14 protein-coding genes and 2 pseudogenes are annotated in these 22,296 nt (G+C 69.1%); 7 read left to right on the top strand and 9 right to left on the bottom strand.

Annotated elements, in window-relative coordinates:
* Positions 1-474 precede the first annotated feature (474 nt).
* Both AXE84_RS09565 and dinB read right to left on the bottom strand, forming a co-directional pair.
* A complete protein-coding gene (locus AXE84_RS09565; RefSeq protein ID WP_010613654.1) occupies positions 475-888 on the bottom strand; it encodes a DUF3040 domain-containing protein in 414 nt (137 codons plus the stop codon).
* A 46-nt stretch (positions 889-934) separates the two neighbouring features.
* Positions 935-2,287, bottom strand: coding sequence for a DNA polymerase IV (gene dinB / locus AXE84_RS09560; protein ID WP_081093142.1), 1,353 nt, complete (start codon positions 2,285-2,287; stop codon positions 935-937).
* A gap of 87 nt (positions 2,288-2,374) precedes the next feature.
* Here dinB and AXE84_RS09555 point away from each other — a divergent pair, with 87 nt between their 5' ends.
* Positions 2,375-3,211, top strand: a complete 837-nt coding sequence (locus tag AXE84_RS09555) for a spermidine synthase (protein WP_236750044.1) — start codon at positions 2,375-2,377, stop codon at positions 3,209-3,211.
* A gap of 61 nt (positions 3,212-3,272) precedes the next feature.
* Here the strand turns inward: AXE84_RS09555 and AXE84_RS09550 are convergent, their stop codons facing one another.
* Complete coding sequence (locus AXE84_RS09550; RefSeq protein ID WP_060957709.1) at positions 3,273-4,211, bottom strand: PAC2 family protein; 939 nt, start codon at positions 4,209-4,211, stop codon at positions 3,273-3,275.
* Between the two features lie 493 nt (positions 4,212-4,704).
* On the opposite strand from AXE84_RS09550, the gene AXE84_RS09545 reads away from it, so the two are divergent.
* From AXE84_RS09545 to AXE84_RS09535, 3 genes are all read left to right on the top strand, one after another.
* Positions 4,705-7,314, top strand: coding sequence for a HelD family protein (locus AXE84_RS09545; RefSeq protein ID WP_060957708.1), 2,610 nt, complete (start codon positions 4,705-4,707; stop codon positions 7,312-7,314).
* Positions 7,315-7,474: 160 nt separating this feature from the next.
* On the top strand, positions 7,475-9,391 hold the full coding sequence (locus AXE84_RS09540) for an AMP-binding protein (protein ID WP_060957707.1): 1,917 nt from the start codon (positions 7,475-7,477) through the stop codon (positions 9,389-9,391).
* 75 nt (positions 9,392-9,466) lie between these two features.
* Entirely contained in the window at positions 9,467-11,251 is a 1,785-nt protein-coding gene (locus AXE84_RS09535; RefSeq protein WP_060957706.1) for an AMP-binding protein, read from the top strand.
* A 39-nt stretch (positions 11,252-11,290) separates the two neighbouring features.
* Here the strand turns inward: AXE84_RS09535 and AXE84_RS09530 are convergent, their stop codons facing one another.
* The 3 genes from AXE84_RS09530 to dapA form a co-directional block, all read right to left on the bottom strand.
* The gene (locus tag AXE84_RS09530; protein WP_081093141.1) at positions 11,291-11,737 is read right to left on the bottom strand and encodes a pyrimidine dimer DNA glycosylase/endonuclease V; all 447 of its coding nucleotides are present in this window, start codon (positions 11,735-11,737) and stop codon (positions 11,291-11,293) included.
* Between the two features lie 165 nt (positions 11,738-11,902).
* Positions 11,903-12,865, bottom strand: coding sequence for a hypothetical protein (locus AXE84_RS12940; RefSeq protein ID WP_150116268.1), 963 nt, complete (start codon positions 12,863-12,865; stop codon positions 11,903-11,905).
* A gap of 278 nt (positions 12,866-13,143) precedes the next feature.
* The gene (gene dapA, locus AXE84_RS09525; RefSeq protein ID WP_060957705.1) at positions 13,144-14,061 is read right to left on the bottom strand and encodes a 4-hydroxy-tetrahydrodipicolinate synthase; all 918 of its coding nucleotides are present in this window, start codon (positions 14,059-14,061) and stop codon (positions 13,144-13,146) included.
* A 121-nt stretch (positions 14,062-14,182) separates the two neighbouring features.
* Between dapA and AXE84_RS09520 the strand changes: the two genes are divergently transcribed.
* Positions 14,183-14,947, top strand: coding sequence for a GNAT family N-acetyltransferase (locus AXE84_RS09520; protein ID WP_060957704.1), 765 nt, complete (start codon positions 14,183-14,185; stop codon positions 14,945-14,947).
* Positions 14,948-15,000: 53 nt separating this feature from the next.
* Here AXE84_RS09520 and dapB read toward each other — a convergent pair whose 3' ends face one another.
* Positions 15,001-15,753 carry a 4-hydroxy-tetrahydrodipicolinate reductase gene (gene dapB / locus AXE84_RS09515; protein WP_060957703.1) on the bottom strand — a complete coding sequence of 251 codons (753 nt, stop codon included), beginning with the start codon at positions 15,751-15,753 and terminating at the stop codon, positions 15,001-15,003.
* Between the two features lie 166 nt (positions 15,754-15,919).
* Here dapB and AXE84_RS09510 point away from each other — a divergent pair, with 166 nt between their 5' ends.
* Complete coding sequence (locus AXE84_RS09510; protein ID WP_060957702.1) at positions 15,920-16,855, top strand: oxidoreductase; 936 nt, start codon at positions 15,920-15,922, stop codon at positions 16,853-16,855.
* Positions 16,856-17,108: 253 nt separating this feature from the next.
* Here AXE84_RS09510 and AXE84_RS09505 read toward each other — a convergent pair.
* Together AXE84_RS09505 and AXE84_RS09500 are read right to left on the bottom strand one after the other, a co-directional pair.
* A pseudogene (locus AXE84_RS09505) lies at positions 17,109-18,514 on the bottom strand (M16 family metallopeptidase).
* Positions 18,515-18,698: 184 nt separating this feature from the next.
* A complete protein-coding gene (locus AXE84_RS09500) occupies positions 18,699-21,056 on the bottom strand; it encodes a polyribonucleotide nucleotidyltransferase (RefSeq protein ID WP_060957701.1) in 2,358 nt (785 codons plus the stop codon).
* A gap of 426 nt (positions 21,057-21,482) precedes the next feature.
* Between AXE84_RS09500 and AXE84_RS09495 the strand changes: the two are divergent.
* A pseudogene (locus AXE84_RS09495) lies at positions 21,483-22,290 on the top strand (iron-containing alcohol dehydrogenase).
* The last annotated feature ends 6 nt before the right edge of the window (positions 22,291-22,296 follow it).

Here is a 22,296-nt window from a genome sequence, read left to right as displayed (position 1 = left end):
AGTTCACCGCCCGCTCATGCGGGGTGGAGGGAGGTGGAGGACAGGTGGAGGGAGGCCTTCACCACCACCCTCCTCGGCGTGGTGAACATCCAGGAGAAAAGCAGACTCCACTCGGTCTGCACGCAGGGTTCCGGTTGGCCTCAGGGCCTCCGAGCAGAGGTGCGAGCGGATCCGCACCGCTCTTGCGGCAGCTCTCTGACGCTCGAGGAGCTCCTTGAAATCCTCAGGATTCTGCCCCGATCTCGCGAGGTCGGCCGAGGATTGATCGGGGCCTGCAGATACTCAGGTCCTGTCTGCAACGGATGCGCGTTGGAGACAGGACCTGTGGAGCCGCGCCTGCGGGAGGGATGAGGAGGTGGAGGGAAGTGGAGATGGTGGAGGGAGGTGGGGACCGGTGCGCGTCGGCACCACCCGAAGGGCGCAGGGATGCGGACGGAGAGGAGCGGGAAGGGTGGGGAGGAGGAGGTGAGGTGGTCAGTCCTCTGAGTCGCGCCGGCGATCCCAGCGCTCTGACTGGCGGTCCATGAAGGAGGAACGCTTCTTCGCGCCACTACCACCCTTGGCGGGCCTGTCCCGGCCAGCCTCGGACTGACGCGGGCTCGTCGTGCTCTCGACCCGGGTCAGTGCCAGTGCGACCCCACCGACGGCCACGAGGAAGCCGGCGACCCCCAGCAGGATGGACAGGACGCTGTGGGGCACTGAGACCCCTGCGATGAGGAGCGCCAGGCCGATGAGGACCAGGGCCACGCCACCGCCGATATGGCGCGGTGAGGGGCGCGAGAGTCGGCGCTCTTGACGCTGGAAGGTCTGAGCCAGCTCGGGGTCATCCTCATGGAGCTGCGATTCCAGGTCTCGTAGGACCTGCTGCTCTCGCTCTGACAGTGCCATCATGCTCCTTGCTTCCGGGCGGGGCCGGGGATCTGCGCCGTAGTTGTCAGGATAGGCGCTGTGGCCGCTCAGGAGAAACTTTCCTGGGAGGTTGGTCGGGGCGAGAACCGGCTCTTCTGCTCGGATCACCGACGGCCCCGCCCTCTCGGTGGTCCTCTGCCGAGCCGCGCGGTGTCCGGGTGGCACCGTCTCCTGGCAGGAGGCTGGCCGGGGCCAGTGCGTTGGCGCCCCACCTGCGGCGTACGGCGTCGGCGGCACGCTCTGGGGCGCCGCGCCGCGGGTCCTCGTCCAGGAGGAGCTGCACACCGTCGTCGGGGCGCAGCAGTCCTTCGACCCGGACCCCCAGGAGGCGGAAGCCGCCGGGCGGGGTGGGCAGGGCGGAGTAGAGCGAGGAGATGGTCTCCCAGATGTCCTGGGCGAGGTCGGTGGGGGTGGCCAGGGTGCGTGAGCGGGTGACGGTGGTGAAGTCAGCCCCTCGGGCCTTGAGCACAGCGACACGGCAGCGCAGGTCCGCCGCGCGCAGGCGGGCGGCACACTGGTGAGTCTGGTCCAGCAGGACCCGCCGTGCGTGCTCCCGATCGGTCAGGTTCTCGAAGAAGGTGGTCTCGGTGCCCACCGACTTCTCCTCGCGCACCGGCTCGACCCGGCGGGGGTCGACACCGTGGGAGAGCTCGTGCAGGTGGCGTCCGGCGGCCCGGCCGAGGATCCTCTCCAGGTGACGTACGTCAGTGCCCGCCAGGGTGCGCACGTCCTGGATCCCCCATCTGGCCAGGACCTCCTGCGTCCGGGTGCCGACGCCCCACAGGGCCCCGACCGGCAGCACGTTGAGGAAGTCCTGCGTGGCGGCGGCCGGCACCAGGAGTAGTCCGTCGGGCTTGGCGTGAGAGGAGGCGAGCTTGGCGATGAACTTGGTGGAGGCGATGCCCACCGAGGCCGGAACGCCCACTCGCCGGCGTATCTCGGCGCGGATCCAGCGGCCGATGGTCACCGGGGAGCCCATGCGGCGCCTGGCCCCGCTCACGTCCAGGAAGGCCTCATCGATGCTCACCTTCTCCAGGTCGGGGGTGACCTCGGCCAGGACGGCCATGACCTGGGCGGAGACCTGGGAGTAGAGGCCGTGGCGCACGGGGAGGACCACGGCCTGGGGGCAGCGGCGGGAGGCCTCGGCCATGGACATCGCCGAGGAGACACCGAAGGCGCGGGCCTCGTAGGAGGCTGCCGAGACGACGCCCCGGCCGTCGCGGCCGCCGACGATGACGGGACGGCCGGCCAGCTCGGGGTGCTCGAGGAGCTCGACCGAGGCGAAGAAGGCGTCCATGTCGACGTGGATGATGGGGGTGGCGGAGTCATCGTCCCCCCAGGACCGGCGTGCGGCCTGGGAACGGGGTGCTCTGCTCATCTCCACCTCCTCAACGAGTGCGACGGACTCACCGGCTGACGGCCCCCGAGGAGGCCGCCCGCGCTCCTCTCAGGCTACCGTGGGGCTGTGACACGTAGACGCAGGAGCTCCGGGGCCCCGGCGCTGACCGATCTACCCCAGGGCCCGGTGCGCACTTCCCTGGCCACGGCCGAGCTCGTGGCGCGAGACACCGGGATCCTTCTCATGCTCGACGGCGCGGAGTCCTCCTTCCTGGACCTGCGCGACCCCTCCCACCTGGACTTCGAGTACCACCAGCAGATGGACGCGGTGCTCACGGCGCTGCGCGGTGAGGGCGAACCCCTCAGGGCACTCCACCTGGGTGGGGCGGGCTGCGCCCTGGCCAGGGCGTGGGACGTGACCCGTCCCGGCTCCCAGCAGGTCGCCGTCGAGATCGATGAGATCCTCGCGAGCCAGGTGCGGACCTGGTTCGACCTGCCCCGGTCCCCCAGGCTGCGGATCCGGGTCGGCGACGCCGCCGAGGTGGTGGCGGGGCTGCGGCCGGGCCAGTGGAACGTCGTGGTGCGCGACGTGTTCGACGGCGGGAGCGTGCCGGCCTCCTGCAGGAGCCGGGAGTTCTTCGACTCCTGCCTGAGGGCGCTGGCGCCCGACGGCCTGCTGCTGGTCAACACCGCCTCCATGCCGCGCGCCGTGGCCGGCGCTGAGATCGCCGCGCTCTCCGGCGCCCTGGACCGGGACATCTCCCGCGCGTTCATCGTCGCCGATCCCGCCTCGGCGCGTGGCCGGCGCCGGGGCAACCTGGTGCTGGTGGCCCGCCAGGACCCCTTCACGGTGGGCGAGCTCGAGGAGGTCGAGCGCGCAGTGCGCCGCCTGCCGCTGCCGGTGCGCACCTGGTCGCTCGATGACGCCGCGCTACCGCGCCCTGAGGGCGGCCGGGCCCGCTAGACCCGCAGGAGGCAATTGACCAGCCGCCGGTCCGGGGCCGCCAGCAGCGCTCGGTACCCGCTCAGCCCTCGCGGCCGGGGTTCCAGCCCTGGGGCCCCAGGTCCCCGGAGTCGTTGGCCTCCAGGAAGGCCTCCAGGCGTGCGCCGATCTCCTCGGCGCTGGGCAGGTTGAGGATCGGCGCGGAGGTGTCGACCTCATCGATGGCGATCCTGGGGGCCATGGCGTCGTACTGGGCCTCCAGGGCGGAGACGACGGCGCTGACCTCCGGCTGCTGGGCAGCCTCGGCGTTGATCTCGGCACGGTTGATGCTGGCGGCGGCCTCGAGGTCCCCCACCGGCAGTGCCAGGCCAGTGGCCTGCACGACGGCGGTCAGCAGTGCCGAGGCACCCTGCGGGAACTCGTCGCGGGCCACGTAGTGCGGGATCGCGGCCGAGACTCCCCGGGAGTCCAGGCCCAGCTCGCCCAGACGCAGCTCGAGGTAGGCCGACATCGACCCGGGCAGCTCGACGTGCCCGAAGAGCTCGGGCTGGTTGGGCAGCAGGTCGGGCTGGCTGCCGTGATGGTGCACGTAGGTCGGGCGTGTGTGAGGCACTGCCATGGGGATGCCACTCATGCCAACGGCCTGGCTCACGCCCATGGAGACGGCCAGGTGGGCCACGGCTCCGACGAACTCGTCCCAGCGGTAGTCCGGCTCGCTGCCGTGGAGCAGGAGGACGTCCTCGCCGTCGTCGTCATGGAGGAGATCCAGGACCAGCTCGGGCATGATGACTGAGGAGTAGTTGTTGTGGACGAAGGTCATCGTGGGACGCCTGGCGCGGTAGTCCACGAGCGCGTCGATGTCGAAGGTAGCGACACGCTCGCTGGGAAGCGTCATGAGCAGCTGGTCGACGGCCAGGGCGCCGGCGTTGCCGGCGTCCATGGCGCCCTCGAAGTAGTGGATGAGGACCCTCGGGGAGATCGGCTGATCCGCGGGGTGCTGGATGGTGAACAGTGGTCTCACGAGCCCGTCTCCTCCTCCTGTCTGGTCTGGTTCATCCTCCCTCAGCATCGGCCCGTTGGTGCGCTCGCCACCAGCCCTGAAGGGCGGGCGGGACCGACGGAGCCGGGGAGGGCGTGTCCGTATCGTGCAATGGTCTCAGCATGGTCTAGGTTCCGCGCCCGGCGAGTTCCCGCCTCAGTCGCCTCCGGGTCGAGCGGTGTCGAGCGATCTCGACTCCGCGACATGATTCGGCGTTTTATCAGGATTCATCCGGGTGAGTGCCCGGGAACGGCGGTTAGCGTCCTGGGCACTCCTGCCAACACCTTCTGGATTGTTGATGTTCCCGCCCGCGCCGGGTTCGGGCGCCTTGTTCGCCCTCGGCGTCCCCGTCGGGGCGTCAGCAGGAGAATAATGGGTCAACCGTACTGAAGCCATCACCGACCCCAGTACCCGTCAGCGTCAACCAGAGCCGGCCAGAACGCCCCCACACGCCTGCCGGCCAGAACCAGAACCGATGCGAGGCCTTGTGAGTCAGACGATCCCCTCTCGCCCACCGCACTCCCAGCAGGAAGCGCAGCCGCGGGCAGAGGACGATGCGGGCAGTGTCCGCGAGCGCGAGATGCGCGGTGAGCAGGTCGTCGTCGATCTGGCCTACAACGAGCTGGACCGCCAGCTGGCTCAGGCCCGTCACTCCCTGGCCCGCACCGAGGCCCAGGGCGTCAGCGGCACCCACCAGTCCCGCGGGGAGCGGGACGCCTACGCCGTGCACTACTCGTCGCTGGTCTCTTCCCTGGAGGGGGTCGAGGACCGTCTGGTCTTCGGGCGGATGGATATGAGCACCTCGCCCGATGACGCGCCGGACTCGGAGGCCTCGGGGAGAGCCTCATCCTCCGGCTCCGGCAGGGGCGTGGGCGGTTCCTCCCCCGTCACTGACGGGGGCCGGCGCCACTATGTGGGTCGTATTGGCCTGCAGGACGCCCAGCACCGTGAGGTGATCCTGGACTGGCGCGCCCCTCTGGCCCGGGCCTTCTATCAGGCCACGGCCTCCGAGCCCATGGGGCTGGTGCGTCGGCGGCACATCGACACCCGGGCCCGTCAGGTGCTCGGGGTGGAAGACGAGGTCCTGGACCTGGACGCCCTGGAGGCCGGCGAGGGCCTGTCCGACTCATCCGGGACGGCCGTGACCGCCGAGGACCTGCAGGGCGAGGGTGCACTCATCGCCGCGATGTCCAGCGCCCGTGACGGCCGTATGGGTGACATCGTGGCCACGATCCAGGCCGAGCAGGACCGGGTCGTCACCTCCTCGGGCCGGGGTGTGCTCGTGGTCCAGGGCGGCCCGGGCACGGGTAAGACGGCCGTGGCACTGCACCGGGTGGCCTACCTGTTCTACTCCGAGCGCGAGCGCCTGGAGCGTTCCGGCGTGCTCCTGGTGGGGCCGTCGCGCACCTTCCTGCGCTATGTGGAGCAGGTGCTGCCCTCCCTGGGTGAGACGGGGGTGGTTTCCACGACGATTGGCGACCTGGTTCCCGGGGTGCGGGCCACGGCGCAGGAGGACGCCCGCGTCGCCGAGCTCAAGGGGCGCTCCCTGTGGGTCAAGGCCCTGGAGCGGGCCGTGCGGGGCCTGCAGCGCGTCCCGGATGCTCCCCGCGAGATCGAGGTCCAGGGTGTGCGCCTGTCCCTGGAGCCCGACGACGTGCGTGAGGCGGCCTCACGGGCCCGTCGGGGCGGCAAGCCCCACAACCTGGCCCGCGAGGCCTTCGTGATCTGGCTCCTGGAGCGCCTGACCGACCAGTACGCGGCGGCCACGAACCAGGACGCCTCGGACGCTGACACGCGCGCCTGGATCCGGGAAGACATCCGTACCGCCCGTGACGCCCGCCGGGAGATCAACCTGTGCTGGATGCCGACAACGCCCCAGGGGCTGCTGGAGCGGCTGTTGAGCCGGCCCGCCCTCCTGGAGCAGGTGGCGCCGTCCTTGAGCGAGCAGGAGCGCGCGCTGCTGCACCGTGAGCCGGGAAGCGCTCTGACTGCGGCGGACATCCCGCTCATTGACGAGCTGGCCGAGCTGCTGGGCCCCAGTGAGGACGCCCAGGCCCGGCGCGCCCGGCTGGAGGCCCGCCGCCGCGAGGACCTGGTGGCATACGCGGCCCAGGCGATCGAGTCCCAGGAACTGGGCGGCGGGATGGTCAGTGCCGAGATGCTGGCCGACCGGGTCTCCCAGGGTGGCCCCACTCTGACTCTGGCCGAACGGGCCCGGTCGGATCGGACGTGGACCTACGGGCACGTCGTCGTCGATGAGGCTCAGGAGCTGGGCACCATGGCGTGGCGGGCGCTGGCGCGTCGCTGCCCGGTGCGCTCCTTCACCGTGGTGGGGGACCTGGCCCAGTACTCGGGCCCCCACGCCCCGGGCAGCTGGGGTGAGGTGCTCACCGCCCTGGGGACGGCGTCGGCTGAGGATGCTGCGGAGGCCCAGGGCCGGTCCCGGTCGCAGTCGCGTCACCGGGCCCGTTCGCGCTCGCGGCAGGGCCGGCAGTCGGGGCGCTCGCGTGGAGGGTCGACCCCGCTGCGCGAGGAGGCCCTCAGCGTCTGCTACCGCACGCCGGCCACGATCATGGAGGCGGCCGAGGAGACGGTGACGCATCTGGGCCACCCGCCGGTCTACCCGGTGCGCTCGGTGCGCGACCTGCCCGACTGCCTGGAGGTCACCGACCTGTCGCAGTCCCCTGAGGGTGCGCAGCCCGAGGCCTGGGCGAGCCTCCTGCGCGAGGTCGTGGCCCAGGAGTCGGCCCGCCTGGACGAGCAGGTGGGGGCCGGCGTCGGGCGCATCGCGGTCATCTGCCCCTCCCCCGGGCGCACTGAGGCGCTGCTGCGCCAGGACCCGGACCTGGTCGCGGCGATGGAGGCTCCGGGAGGCGACGTGCTGCGCTCGCGGCTGCTGGTGGTCGATCCGGTGCTGTCCAAGGGGCTGGAGTTCGACGTCGTGGTGCTCGTGGATCCCACTGAGATCGGTGAGCGCAGCGCGGGAGACCTGTACGTGGCGATGACTCGTCCCACGCGCCGCCTGCGGGTGGTCAGCCGCCTACCGCTCCTCCGGGGCCTGGAGCCGCGTTCCTCCGGCCGGTGAGCCGGATCGCACAGGGTTGTCAACGCCTCCGACCACGCAGGTTACGCCACCGTAGGTTACGGTTGCTCCTGAGTTCTCATCGTCGCTCGCGGGCGGCACCCGCGGCGGGCGAGACCCTCCCCGTCGGGGGAAGGCTCACGGCAGACAAGGGGGAAGACCCATGAGTGCTTCACGCACGTCGGTAGCCGCGCTCACGCAGGGCGCCGCGTCGGCGGCCGGCTCGGACGCCTTTGGCGCTGAGGCCCTTGAGGCCGTCTACCAACAGGCCGGGGTGCCCTCGACGATCCCCGCTGTCAGCGAGCCTCTGTCCTGCATGCTGCGCGACGCCGCCCGGGACTTCCCGGACCGAGTGGCCCTGGACTTCCTGGGAGCGACCACCACCTACTCCCAGCTGGAGACTCAGGTGGCGCGGGCCGCGGAGGCCCTGCGGGGCCTGGGGGTCGGGCGCGGGGACGTTGTCGGGCTCATTCTTCCCAACTGCCCTCAGCACGTGGTCGTGGCCTACGCGGCCTGGCGCATCGGGGCGATCGTGGCCGAGCACAACCCGCTGGCGCCCGCCGCCCAGCTGCGCGAACAGTTCCACATCCACCGCGGGCGCGTCATCATCGCCTGGGAGAAGACCCTCGAGCGCCTCGTGGCGGCAGTGGGCTCCCTGGAGGCGGCGGGCCTGGGGGGCCTGAGCGTGTACTCAGTGGACCTGTCCCGTCACCTTCCTCTGCGCAGCCGCCTGGCCCTGAGGCTGCCGGTGGCGGCCGCCCGCACCCAGCGCCGCGAGCTGCGCGGGAGGATCCCGGCCGGGGTGCGCTCCTGGGACGACCTGGCCGCCTCCGCTATCCCCTTGGCCACGGGCTTCCCGCTGCCGAGCGTCTCGGAGGCGGCGGCTCTGCTGTACACCGGCGGGACGACGGGCACGCCCAAGGCCGTGTGCCTGACCCACGAGAACCTGCGCTCCAACGCCGAGATGTCCTTGGCCTGGGCGTCGGGCACCACGAGCGCGGGCAAGGAGACCTTCTACGCGGTCCTGCCCTTCTTCCACGCCTTCGGCATGTCCCTGTCGCTGCTGTGCGCGGTGGGGCTGGCCGCCACCCAGGTGGTGCTGCCCAAGTTCGGGGCGGACCTGGTGCTGGCCGCCTGGAAGCGGCGCCCGGCCACCTTCTTCCCGGGGGTGCCGGTCATGTTCGACCGTCTGGTGACCCGGGCGCGGGCCACCGGGGCGAACCTGTCCTCCTGCAAGATCGCCGTGTGCGGGGCGGCCCCCAACCCGCTGGCGGTGGCGCAGGCCTGGGAGGAGGCCACCGGGGGCACCATCATCGAGGGCTACGGGATGACCGAGTCCTCCCCCATCATCCTGGGCAACCCGATCTCGCCGGCGCGTCGGCCCGGCACCCTGGGGGTGCCCTACCCTTCCACGCAGGTGCGCCTGGTGGACCCTGAGGACGTCGAGCGCGAGGTGGCTCCCGGGGAGGTCGGCGAGCTGCTGGCCCGCGGCCCCCAGGTGTTCTCCGGCTACTGGGACAACCCCGAGGAGAGCGCCGAGGTGCTGCTGGACGGGGGCTGGCTGCGCACGGGCGACCTGGTGCGCCAGGAGGCGGACGGCTTCTACGTCATCGCCGACCGCCGCAAGGAGCTCATCATCTCCGGGGGCTTCAACATCTACCCCACGGAGGTGGAGGCCGCGGTCCGCTCGATGCCGCAGGTGGAGGAGGTCGCCGTCGTCGGGCTGCCGGCCGAGGCCGGCAATGAGTCCGTGGTCGCCGCGATCCTGCCCAAGGAGGGCCAGACGGTCACCTTGGAGCAGGTGCGCGAGTGGGCGGCCAAGAACCTGTCCAACTATGCCCTGCCGCGCCAGATCGCGATCCTGACCGAGATGCCCCGCTCCCAGATCGGCAAGGTGCTGCGGCGCGTGGTGCGCGACGAGCTCCTGGCGGCCCGAGAGGCGGCCTCCGGGGCGGCGACGGCGGCGGCCGTGTCCATCGTCGAGCACTTCCCCGGCAGGGGTGAGCGCAGGGACGGCGGTCAGCAGGAGGGCAGCCAGGACGGCAAGGCCGGGCCGCATGACAGCGCGGCCTCACACTGAGGGCGCACCTTCAGATCGCAGCCACCCCAGATCACCTGACTGCTCCCACCCACAGCCCGATTCGACTCCACAGACATGACTGACAGCACGATCAACGCCGCCGCCTCACCACAGCAGGCCACCCAGGACCACCGCCACTACCTGCGCCCTCACTACCAGCCCGGCATCCCCGCGGCGATCGAGGTTCCCGACGCGCCGCTCAGCGAGCTGCTGGAGACGGCGGCGCGCTTCTACCCCGACCGGGTCGCCATCGACTTCCTGGGTGCGGCGATGACCTACCGCGAGCTGCTGGAGGCCTCGGAGCGGGCGGCGCAGGTGCTGCGGACCTCGGGGGTGCACAAGGGCGACCGGGTGGCCCTCATCATGCCGAACTGTCCGCAGCACGCCGTGGCCCTCTACGGGGCGCTGCGCATCGGCGCGGTCGTAGCCGAGCACAACCCGCTGGCGCCCGCCGAGGAGATCCGCTCCCAGCTGGATGCTCACGGGGCCCAGGTCGTCATCGTGTGGGAGAAGGGCGTCGGCCTCGTCACGGATCCAGGTCCAGCTTCACGCACCGACGGCGATGCGCTCCAGGGACGCACGGTCTTCAGCGTGGACCTCTCAGCCGCAATGCCGGTGCGTCTGCGCGCCGCGCTGCGTCTTCCGGTGGAGCGGGCCCGCCGGCAGCGGGCCGCCTTCCGCGCCCGGAGCCTGCCTGCGGGGGCGCGCTCCTGGGACAAGGAGGTGGCCGGCGCCCACCGGATCCCCTCACGCTTCCCCTACCCGGCCGGCTCCGACATCGCGGTCCTGCTGCACACCGGTGGGACGACCGGCACGCCCAAGGCGGCGATGCTCACGCACACCAATCTGCGGGCCAACGCCAACCAGGCCATCGCCTGGGTGCCGATGCTGCATGAGGGCGGGGAGAACTTCCTGTGCCTGCTGCCCTTCTTCCACGCCTTCGGGCTGACCTTCAACCTCTTCTGCGCGGTGCAGAAGGCCGCCACCCAGGTGATGCTGCCCAAGTTCTCGGTGGATCAGGTGCTCGCCGCGCACGAGCGGCGTCCCTTCACGTTCTTCGTCGGCGTGCCGGTCATGTTCGAGAGGATCCTCGACGGCGCCCAGAAGCGGGGCACGAAGCTGGGGACCCTGCGCTACGGGGTGTGCGGGGCGGCCCCGATGCCGCCGGAGGTCGGGGCCCGGTGGGAGAAGGCGACCGGCGGCTTCTTCGTCGAGGGCTACGGCATGACCGAGACGAGCCCGATCGTCGCGGGCACACCCATGGGACCCTCGCGCCGCCTGGGTGCGCTGGGCCTGCCCTTTCCCTCCACGGATGTACGCGTCGTGGACCCCGAGGACCCGAACCCCGCTCGGGAGGTGCCCGACGGCGAGCCGGGCGAGCTGCTGGTGCGCGGCCCCCAGGTCTTCGCCGGCTACTGGGAGGACGAGGCAGCCACACAGGCCGCGATCCTGCCGGGCGGTTGGCTGCGCACGGGCGACATCGTGCGCCGGGAGGACTCCTTCCTGTGGATGGCCGACCGCAAGCGCGAGCTGATCCTCACCGGAGGCTTCAACGTCTACCCCAGTCAGGTGGAGGCCGCGATCCGCTCCATGACGGGCGTGGCCGACGTCGCCGTGGTGGGGCTTCCCGACGGTGCGATGGGCGAGCTCGTGTGCGCCGCTGTGGTCCTGGCCGAGGGGACCGAGCCGGGGTCGGTGACCCTGGAGGCGGTGCGGGAGCACGCCGAGCGGACGGTCCCGCGTTACGCGCTGCCGCACCGCCTGGAGGTCATTGAGGAGATGCCCCGCTCCCAGATCGGCAAAATCCTGCGCCGTGTCGTGCGCGAGCAGGTGCTCGCCAGAGCCGCGGGAGAGGGCTGAGCGGCCGCGGTACCGATCGCCTCTGAGCCCGCCCGGGTCTTACGGGGTCAGTGCCCGCTCCCAGGGCTCGACGTCGCCAGGGACGACCCGAAAGATCGGGTGCGCTTCAAGCCGCTCGGGCAGGGGCAGGAGGTCGGGGGCACGTCCGGCAAGCTTGGCCTCAAGGTGCCTGCGCTCCAGGTCCATCTGCCCCTCGGTGACCGTCAGGCTGACGCCGGTGCACTCCGAATCGGGCAAGTCGATGCGGGAGGCGTCGAAGCGGTAGCCGCGCCGGACGGCCTCCTCGCGCAGTCCCCAGAGGTAGGCGCCGACCGCTATCGCCGGCGTGACCGGATCGGGGGCGGAACGGAATCGTTCGAGCTGGGGGTGGTTGCGGTAGCCGCGGGTGCGTCCGGCCAGGACCGCCTGGGCCAGGAGCGACTCGCGCCAGCAGGCCACCAGGCCCGCACGGTCCAGGTGGCTCGGGTGCAGCGACCACATGCGCATAATATGCCTCTCAAGATACCAAAACACAGCAAACCAAAAAATACACTCGAAATTACATCAAACCAGAACGCTCAAAATTCGATCGTTTGGCATTTGAGTATCAGCAAACCTTTTGATGTACTGAAATAGTGAAAATAAATCTACAACAGGATGCACAACAATCGACTATTCAAGGACTTTAATTCCTCGAACTGGAGGCATCTCGCGATACTTCATTTTATCCCTATCATACACCGCAGTCGACGGACATTCGATAGGACGACTTTCAGAGTTTGCAAATCGAAAGTAGTGCAAAGGGGAAGATGAAGAACATTCGTTCGCCTCAACTAAATTTCGATCAACCTCAAACAAACTATCGCCCCCACTTTCCAAAATCACCAAACCATCACCATCCTCTTTAACTGCAACCCCATAATTATAATTTCCCATTCCAAGCCTCCCCTTGTCGAAAACCTTGTACGATCGACCTAGAATAGCGCTACCAGAAGCGAACCCACAAACAAAAAAAACAACTAACGTAACTAGCAACACAAACCTCACAGAGCATTGCCAAAATATGCAAATTTTACCCAAAACTTCACCTTCAGTCCCACTGAATTTACCTTGAAGCACTACAATAGTAACAATGCACACAAACTCAGTTAAATACATCGCAAGAATTAATGGAAGCTTGTCATACCACGGAATTGCCGAAAATATCAAAACGACAGGAGCGCACATACACATCACACACATTCCCACAATCCGAGACTCAAACTGAACACAATAGAAAACTTTTAGGGAAGCTAAAATTACACACAAAATCCATACCGCCGGAACTAGAACCCCCCACGCGATAAACCCTAAATTAAAATAAAGGTTCTTCAGGTCAGCATGGGGAATAATGATATAAAGTGCGAAATTAAGATCCCCTTTTACCGCCACTACGATCACAACAAATCCGAATATCACATAGAGTGCCGACGTAGAAACTAAGGAAATTACTTCCAACTTAATGTTGCATTTCACCCACGCCCATGCGCGACCATAGAGAGCCTTAAACCCTTTCTCTCGCATGGCCACTTCAATAAAGTTGTTTAGGACACTATTTCCACTGGATTCCATTTTTAATCCACCATCCTTCAGCATACATCACTACATTTATAGCGAACCAAACACGCGCAACACAGAGAATAACTTACCGTTATACTACAACTCCAGGCATTAATTCATATTAACCCAAGCAAGGAAGCCTAAGTTTACCAATCGACTACACTGTCGGTCGATTCGTCGAACATAATTTCAAGCATTCATCCGTTACACCAACCCAAGGAAGACTTGTTTAAGGGCGACTTTTTCTACAATAAGTATGGCAGTCAACTATACTTGGCAACCGACTTGTCAACCCATATAAAACTAAGCAATTCCTAGCCCCTTATGGGAATATTCCTAACACAATTTTGGGTCGTTAGGACCTCGCGCAGGGCGGCGACCTCGGCCTCCTCGGCGCGCACCAGGGGCAGGCGCAGGGCGGGGCTCGGTAGGCGTCCCTGAAGGTGCAGGGCCTCCTTGGCCATGACGGCTCCCTGCCCGCCGCCCATGATGGCGTGGACCAGGGGGCGCAGGCTGCGGGCGAGGGTGCGGGCACTGGCCAGGTCGCCGGCGTCGACGGCGTCGATCATCTGGCGCCAGGAGTGGGCGTCGGCGTGGGCGGCCACGGAGATGACGCCGGAGGCGCCGTGGGTGAGCCAGGCGAAGTTCAGGCCGTCGTCGCCGGAGTAGTACTCCAGACCGGTGGACTCCATGCGGCGGAAGCCCTGCTCGACGTCGCCGGTGGCGTCCTTGACGGCCTTGACGCGGGGGTTCTCGGCCAGGCGGGCCAGAGTCTCCTCAGTGATCTTCACGCCGGTGCGCCCGGGGATGTCGTAGACCATGACGGGCAGTTCGGTGGCCTCCACGACGGCGTTGATGTGCCGGTAGACGCCCTCCTGGCTGGGGCGGTTGTAGTAGGGGGCGTTGATGAGCAGGCCCTCTGCGCCGGCCTCCTGGGAGGCCACGCCGATGCGCACCGCGTGGGCGGTGTCGTTGGAGCCGGCGCCGGCCATAATCATGGCGCGTCCGGCCAGGGCGTCCTTGACCTGGCGGATCAGCTCCTGCTTCTCGGGGGTGTGGGTGGTCGGGGACTCACCGGTGGTGCCCGACAGGAGGATCAGGTCGGCGCCGTCGTCGACCAGGCTGACCGCCAGGGCTCGGGCGGCGTCGTAGTCGACCTCCCCACTGGGCGTGAAGGGGGTGACCATGGCGACGCCGACGGAACCGAAGCTGCGGGAGGGGGCTGCGCTCATGGCGCCACCCTAACGTGCACCCAGCCCGCCGAGGGGCTCATCTCATGATCTGTCCCATAGGTACCTCTCCACTCCCGGATGTACTCAGAGACCAGGAAGGGCCGTCACTTAGGCTCGGTCCATGACCTCCTCGACCCCCTCGCCTGCATCGTCCTCATCGCCTTCATCGCCCTCCGGGAGCCGGGACGGCTCCGTCCTGGGCGCCGATCCGCTGGCCGGGCTGAGCCCGGAAGCGGATACGCACGCCCCGCACCACTCCCCCAGCGCTCAGGACTGTACAGAGCATGACCATGACGACCCCCAGGCATCGGGGGGATTCGTGCGCCCGGCCCGGGCAGAGGACCTGACGGCGATCGGGCAGGTCCAGGCCGCCACCATGCTGGCCTCCCTGCAGGCCGGTCACACCGCCGAGCACAGTGCGCCCCTGCCCGAGGGTGTGCGTGTGATGATCGCCGCCCCCGTCATCGCGGCGGGCTGGGAGGCAGCGGTGACCGAGCCGCCCTCGCCCGAGCACCACGTCCTGGTGGCCACCACCGCCCAGGCGAACGCTGCGAGCCGGACGGTGGTGGGCCTGCTGGGCCTGGCCCCCACCCAGTCCATGGACGCCGAGGGCCACGTCGATGAGGCCGGGGTGCAGGCCGTGGAGGTCACGGCCCTGGGCGTGGAGCCGGCCAGTCAGCGCCGCGGGCACGGCTCCCGGCTCCTGGCGGCTGCCGTGGACCTGGCGCGTCAGGACGGGGCCAGGGCGCTCGTAGCCTGGGCGGTGCGCGGGGACGAATCGATCAGCCGGCTCCTGACCTCGGTGGGCATGGCGCCCACCGGGGCCCACCGAGTGCTCGGCGTCGGCGAGGGCATCACCGAGGACTGCTGGGCGGCCTCGCTGTAGCGCCTTACCGTTCCTGACCGACTCCCGCCTGGCTCCTTACTCTCTCCCCCGTCTCAGAGGTCGAGCAGGGCGTCCAGGCCGATGGTCAGGCCGGGGCGGCTGGAGACCTGCCGCACGGCGAGGACCACGCCGGGCATGAAGGAGGCCCGGTCGAAGGAGTCGGTGCGGATGGTCAGCTGCTCACCGGGGTTGCCGAGCACGACCTCCTCGTGGGCAGTCAACCCCCGCAGACGCACGGCGTGGACGTGGACGCCGTCGACGACGGCCCCACGGGCGCCCTCGGGGTCGGTCTGGGTGGCGTCCGGCATAACGCCCAGGCCCGCCTCGGCGCGGGCGGCGGCGATGCCCTGGGCTGTGGCGACCGCGGTGCCCGAGGGCGCGTCGACCTTGTTCGGGTGGTGAAGCTCGATGACCTCGGCGGACTCGAAGTAGGGGGCGGCCTTCGCGGCGAAGCTCATGGCCAGCACGGCGGACAGGGCGAAGTTCGGGGCGATGAGGACGCTGCGGCCGGCGGCCTCGGGCCGGGCCAGGTGCTCACGGATGCGCCCGTAGGACTCCTCGTTCCAGCCGGTGGTGCCCACGACGACGTCCACCCCGGCGTCGAGCAGGGCATGGACATTGGCCTCGGTGACGCTGGGGACGGTGAAGTCGACGGCGACGTCGGCGCCCGCCAGGTGCTCGGCGTCGAGGGTGTCCCCCACGTCCAAGCGGGCCACGAGCTCGAGGCCCTCGGCGTCCTGGACCGCCTGGCAGACGGTCGATCCCATGCGCCCGGCGGCGCCCACAACAGCTACGCGAATCGTCATGGCCCCACCCTAGCGACTCACCGACCCACCACGAGGTCACGTCCGCCTCCCGACACCGACTCCGGTTGCCCAGCGCCTGGACGTTCGGGATCCGCCTCAGGTGGGAGACTGCATGCGTCCCCCACGGGGGAGCAGCCGGGAGTCGATCCGAACAGAGTCACCAATCATGGTGGATGCTGAAGGCACTCCCACATCATCAGAAAGGGAACCGCTCGTGACTACAACCGCGGAGCAAGCACCGGCCGCCGCGCCCCAGGCATTCTCCAAGGCGCCCGGTACCGGGGTCGCCCTCGTCACCGGCGCCTCCTCCGGTATCGGCGAGGACACCGCCCACAAACTCCGGGCACTGGGCTACATCGTCTACGGCGCAGCCCGTCGTACCGACCGTCTCCAGGCCCTGACCGCCGACGGCATCCGCCCGCTGGCCATGGACGTCACCGACGACGCCTCCATGAGCTCCGGCGTCAACCGCATCCTGGAGGAGACCGGACGCATCGACGTCCTGGTCAACAACGCCGGCTACGGCTCCTACGGCGCCATCGAGGACGTCCCGATCGACGAGGCCCGCCGCCAGTTCGAGGTCAACGTCTTCGGTCTGGCGCGCCTCACCCAGCTCATCATCCCGCACATGCGAACCCGGGGCTCGGGCACCATCATCAACATCTCCTCCATCGGCGGGAGGCTGACCACACCACTGGGCGGCTGGTACCACGCCACCAAGTACGCCGTCGAGGCCCTGAGCGACGCGCTACGCATCGAACTGTCTCCTTTCGGGATCGACGTCGTCGTGGTCGAGCCCGGCGGCATCCGCACCGAATGGGCATCGATCGCCGCCGACCACCTCGAGGCCACGGCCGAGGGCAGTGCCTACGCCGACCAGATCCGAGACGTGGCCGGCGCCATGCGCAGCGAGTCAAACCGACGGCACTACTCCCCGCCGGAGGTCATCGCCCGTACCGTCAGCAAGATCGTCACCGCCCGTCACCCCCGGACCCGCTACGCCGTGGGCTTCATGGCCAAGCCGCTCATTGCCGCACGCCGAGTCCTGCCCGACCGCGCCTTCGATCAGCTCATCGGTGCCGCCTTCGGCTTCCGTCGCTGAGCGAAGACCCGGCCCACGCGGACCAGTAGCACCAGGGGCCAACGACTGGAATCAGCCTGTTGGTGTCCATTTCGGATACAAAGGACCTCCATCTCCCCGAGCACACGCTGGAGAGCCTTGGAATCATGCGGTTGCGCATCGGCTCGATGAGAGCGATCCGCGCCTTTGTCACCGATTTGGACACTCAGCCCCTCTTCTGGCTCCGGCGGTGTTCGATGAGCGGGCCATCAACCCCATCGGTTGTCGGCAGCTGTCAGCCAACCGGTCCCACGAGGATGCGGGCACGCTTCTGCTCCACCAGCCAGGCGGCCATCTCCCGGACCTCCTCGGGGTGACGGCCTCCAGACGGCGCAGGTTGTCCTCCATAGAGCGCAGGCGCCCGGTGACGACCTCGGCCCGCCCCAGGCGACCCATACGCGCCAGGGAGTCCTCTCCCCCAAGCACCATGGCCCCGCGCAGCTGACCGCGAGCGCGCATCATCTCCCGCTCGGTGACGCCATGCTCGGCGAGCTTCTCGAACTCACCGATCATGACGGCACACACCTCGTCGACGTCGCCGGGGGCGCAGCCCGCGTAGAGCCCGAAGGCGCCGGCACCGGCGTAGGAGGTGTCGAAGGCGTAGGTGGTGTAGGCCAACCCCCGCTTCTCGCGCACCTCCTGGAACAGGCGCGAGGACATACCCCCGCCCAGGATGGTGGTGAGTACGCTCATGGCCCAGCGCCGCTCATCGCGCACGGCGATGCCCTGGCAGGTCAGGTACAGGTGGCTCTGCTCGCTCTCGCGCGGGACAGTGATGTCGTGGACGTCCAGGGGCGCGAAGGGCTCGACCTCGAAGCGACGCTCACGCGGGACGGCATCGGGTGAGGCGTCCCAGCCGGCCGCGGCCAGGTCGGCCAGGACCCGCTCGCAGACCTCATCGTGGTCAACGGCGCCGGCAGCGGCCACCACGAGGGTGTCGGAGGCGTAGGTGCGCTTGTAGTGCTCCCACACGGCGTCACGCGGGACGGCGGTGACGGTCTCGTTAGTGCCGCCGATGGGGCGGCCCAGCGGCGTGTCCTCACCGAAGGCGGCGCGGGCGAAGGCCTCCTGCGCGACGTCGGCGGGGTCATCGGCGGCGTCGGCCAGCTCGGAGACGATGACACCGCGTTCGGTCTCGACGTCGGCGGGCTCCAGGAGCGAGGAGGTCACCATGTCGGCGAGCACGTCGAGGGCCTGCATACTGTCCGGGGCGAGCACACGGGCGTAGTAGGAGGTGTGCTCCTTGGAGGTGGCGGCGTTGGACTCCCCGCCGATCATGTCGAAGGCCTCGGCGATGTCCTGGGCGTCGCGCGTGGCGGTGCCCTTGAACAGCAGGTGCTCCAGGAAGTGGGTGGAGCCCTCCTGGCCGGGCACCTCGTCACGGCTGCCGACACCGAACCACATGCCGATCGAGGCCGAGCGCAGCCCCGGCACGGACTCGGTGATGACGCGCACCCCACCGGGCAGGACCGAGCGGCGGGTGAGAGCCCCGTCGTCGTGCAGGGTCAGCTCGGTGCCGTCACGGCCGGGCCGCCCACGCCCGAGCTCCACCTCGGCGTAGTCAGTCGGGCTCGAGGACTGCCCGGTCGCGGGGGTCGAGGAGGGCTGAGAGGCCGCCGGCCGGGCTGATCCGGCGCGCATGTCTGGGTTGGTCACCCGCGAAGACTAGCGGGCTGGCGGGCCCGGTGTCGTTCCCGCACCCGGCCGCGTGCTGCCGCGGGCAGCGAACACACTGCCCGATGACGGCGGTGTCCCCGCCCGGCCCAGAGGACCGAACGGGGACACCGGAGAGATGCGTCAGTCGACTAGGGCCGCTGAACGGGCCTCACTCCTCCTCGGAGGACTCGGCGCTGCGCATGCGGCGACGGCGCGGACGACGCTCGCGGCGCGGCTGCTCGCCGTCCTCGTCCTTGGCCTCGCGGCGCGAGCCTCCCTCACGGGAGGCCTTACGGGAGGCCTCACCCTCGGCCTCGGCTGCGAGCTGCTCATCGGTGAGGACCGCGTGCAGGCTCAGCTTGCCACGCTGGTCAATCTCAGCCAGCTCGACCTGGACCTTGTCCCCCACGTTGAGGACATCCTCAACGTTCTCCACGCGCTTGCCGCCCACAAGCCGGCGGATCTGGGAGATGTGAAGCAGACCGTCCTTGCCGGGGGTCAGCGAGACGAAGGCGCCGAAGGTCGTGGTCTTGACCACCGTGCCCACGAAGCGCTCACCGATCTCGGGCATCTGCGGGTTGGCGATGGCGTTGACGGCGTCGCGGGCCGCCTCGGCCGAGGGGCCGTCGGAGGCGCCGATGTAGACGGTGCCGTCGTCCTCGACCGTCAGGTCCGCGCCGGTGTCCTCCTGGATCTGGTTAATCATCTTGCCCTTGGGGCCGATGACCTCACCGATCTTGTCCACCGGGATGCGCACGGCCAGGACACGCGGGGCCGTGGGGGCCATCTCGTCGGGGGCGTCGATGGCCTGGGCCAGGACGTCGAGGATGAACAGGCGGGCGTCACGGGCCTGGCCGAGCGCGCCGGCCAGCACCTCGGAGGGCAGGCCGTCGAGCTTGGTGTCCAGCTGGAGGGCCGTAATGAAGTCACGGGTTCCGGCGACCTTGAAGTCCATGTCCCCGAAGGCGTCCTCGGAGCCGAGGATGTCGGTGAGGGTGGCCCACTTGGTCTCGCCGTCGATGACCTCGTGCATGAGGCCCATGGCGATACCGGCCACGGGCGCGCGCAGCGGCACACCGGCGTTGAGCAGGGACAGGGTGGAGGCGCACACCGAGCCCATGGAGGTCGAGCCGTTGGAGCCCAGGGCCTCGGAGACCTGGCGGATCGCGTAGGGGAAGTCCTCGCGGGTGGGCAGGACGGGCACAAGGGCCCGCTCGGCCAGGTTGCCGTGGCCGATCTCGCGGCGCTTGGGGGCGCCCACGCGGCCGGTCTCACCGGTGGAGAAGGGCGGGAAGTTGTAGTTGTGCATGTAGCGCTTGTGGGTGACCGGGGAGAGGTCGTCCACCTGCTGCTCCATGCGCAGCATGTTGAGGGTGGTCACGCCCAGGATCTGGGTCTCGCCGCGCTCGAAGATGGCCGAGCCGTGCACGCGGGGCAGGACCTCGACCTCGGCGGCCAGGGTGCGGATGTCCTTCAGGCCGCGCCCGTCCATGCGCACGCCCTCGGTGAGGGTGCGGTGGCGCACGATCTTCTTGGTCACGGAGCGGAAGGCCGCCTTGAGGGCCTTGGTGTCCTCCTCGGTGGGGAAAGACTCGGCGAGCTCGGCCAGGACCTCGTCACGCACGGCGTCGGTGGCCAGGTCGCGGGCCTGCTTGCCCTCGGTGGCGATGGCGGCGGCCAGGCCGTGGGCCTCGGCGGCCTTCTCCACGGCGTCGTACTGCTCGTCGGAGTAGTCCAGGTAGAGGGGGAACTCGGCGGTGGGCTTCGAGGCGTGCTGGGCGACCTCGAGCTGGGCCTCGCACAGGGCCTTGATGTGGGGCTTGGCGGCCTCCAGGCCCTCGGCGACGACGGCCTCGGTGGGGGCGACGGCCCCGGCGTTGATGAGCTCCCAGGCGTGCTCGGTGGCGCCGGCCTCGACCATCATGATGGCGACGTCGCCGGACTCCAGGACGCGGCCGGCCACCACCATCTGGAAGGTGGCGCGCTGCTGCTCGGAGTAGCGGGGGAAGGCCACCCAGTGCCCGTCGATGAGGGCCAGGCGGGTACCGGCCACGGGCCCGGAGAAGGGCAGGCCGGCGATCTGGGTGGACATCGAGGCGGCGTTGATGGCCAGGACGTCGTAGTCGTCGTCGGGGTGGATGGCCAGGACGGTCTCAACGACCTGGACCTCGTTGCGCAGGCCCTTGACGAAGGAGGGGCGCAGCGGACGGTCGATGAGGCGGCAGGCCAGGATGGCGGCGGTTCCGGCGCGGCCCTCGCGGCGGAAGAAGGAGCCGGGGATGCGGCCGGCGGCGTACTGGCGCTCCTCGACGTCCACGGTCAGGGGGAAGAAGTCGAACTGGTCCTTGGGGTGCTTGCCCACGGTGGTGGCGGACAGGACGGCGGTCTCACCGTCGAGGTAGGCCATGGCGCTTCCAGCGGCCTGCTTGGCCAGCCGGCCCGTCTCGAAGCGCACCACGCGCTTGCCGAAGGAGCCGTTGTCGATCACTGCCTCGGCGGCGGTGACCTCGGGGTCGTCAATGAACATGAAGTCTCTTTCTCGCGATCGTCGTGCCGGGTCCGTGGCCTTCGATCGAGGCCCACGGAGCCGAGTGCTGCCATACGCGGATCCTTGATCCGACGGCGCGAGCGCGGTTCCGGAGGCCACCACCGAAAACCGACGGGGCCGGCCGCTCCCCGGGTCTCTTCCCGAGGGCGGACTGCGCCACCTGCACACTCCTGGCCGGCTCGCACGCTGGGAGAGCATCGATGAGCCGGCGAGTACACGAGGGCACAGCCGCGCAGATTCTATCGTGCGCGGCCCCGTGATGCCGATCAGCGCCACCGGATGCCACGTGAGATGGGACGCGCGGAACCGATGACTTCCTGGACTGAGCTCGCCTGATCGCGACAAAGTGGTGACCAACGTCAGGACAAAGCAGTCCTGTCCCCTCTCATCTCAGAAGCGCCAACGATGACCCACCGCATGATCTTCAACCAGATCGGCTACTTCGGCAGAGGCGCGATCGCCCATATCGCCCCCGAGATCGCCCGCCGGAGCCTGACCAAGGCCTTCATCGTCACCGACCCGGTCCTGGCCGACAACGGCACCGCCGCCCGCATCACCGACCTGCTCGACGAGGCCGGCATCGGCTGGGAGGTCTTCTCCGACGTCGTCCCCCAACCCGCCGATCGAGAAGGTCCAGGCCGGTCTGGCCGCCTTCCGGGCCTCGGGCGCCGACGTGCTCATCGGCCTGGGCGGGGGCTCGCCCCAGGACACGTGCAAGGCGATCTCGGTGATCGCCACCAACCCCGACTTCGAGGACGTGCTGAGCCTGGAGGGCCTGTCCCCCACGACCCGGCCGGGCGTGCCGATCATCGGCGTGCCCACCACCGCGGGCACGGCCAGCGAGACCACCATCAACTACGTCATCACCGACAGCTCCAAGCAGCGCAAGTTCGTGTGCGTCGCCCCCCACGACATCCCGGTCATGGCCTTCAACGCCGAGCACACCGGGGAGAAGTACCGCGACATCGCCGAGGCCTTCGGGGTTGAGGAAGCCCGGACCATGCCGCTGGAGGAGGCGCACGCCGCAGCCGTGGAGGCCGTGGCCCAGCTGACGAGGGACCTGGGCAACCCCACCCGGATCTCGCAGGTCGGGGTGGAGGCCGACGGCATCGAGGCCCTGGCCGATGACGCCTTCGCCGACGTGTGCACGCCGGGCAACCCGCGCCCCGCGACCCATGAGGACATCAAGGCGCTCTACACCTCACTGCTCTGAGGACGG

Origin of the sequence: Actinomyces oris (genome assembly GCF_001553935.1) — a bacterium.
In the GTDB taxonomy this organism is placed as follows: domain Bacteria; phylum Actinomycetota; class Actinomycetes; order Actinomycetales; family Actinomycetaceae; genus Actinomyces; species Actinomyces oris_A.
This window is presented reverse-complemented; position numbering and strand designations above follow the sequence as displayed.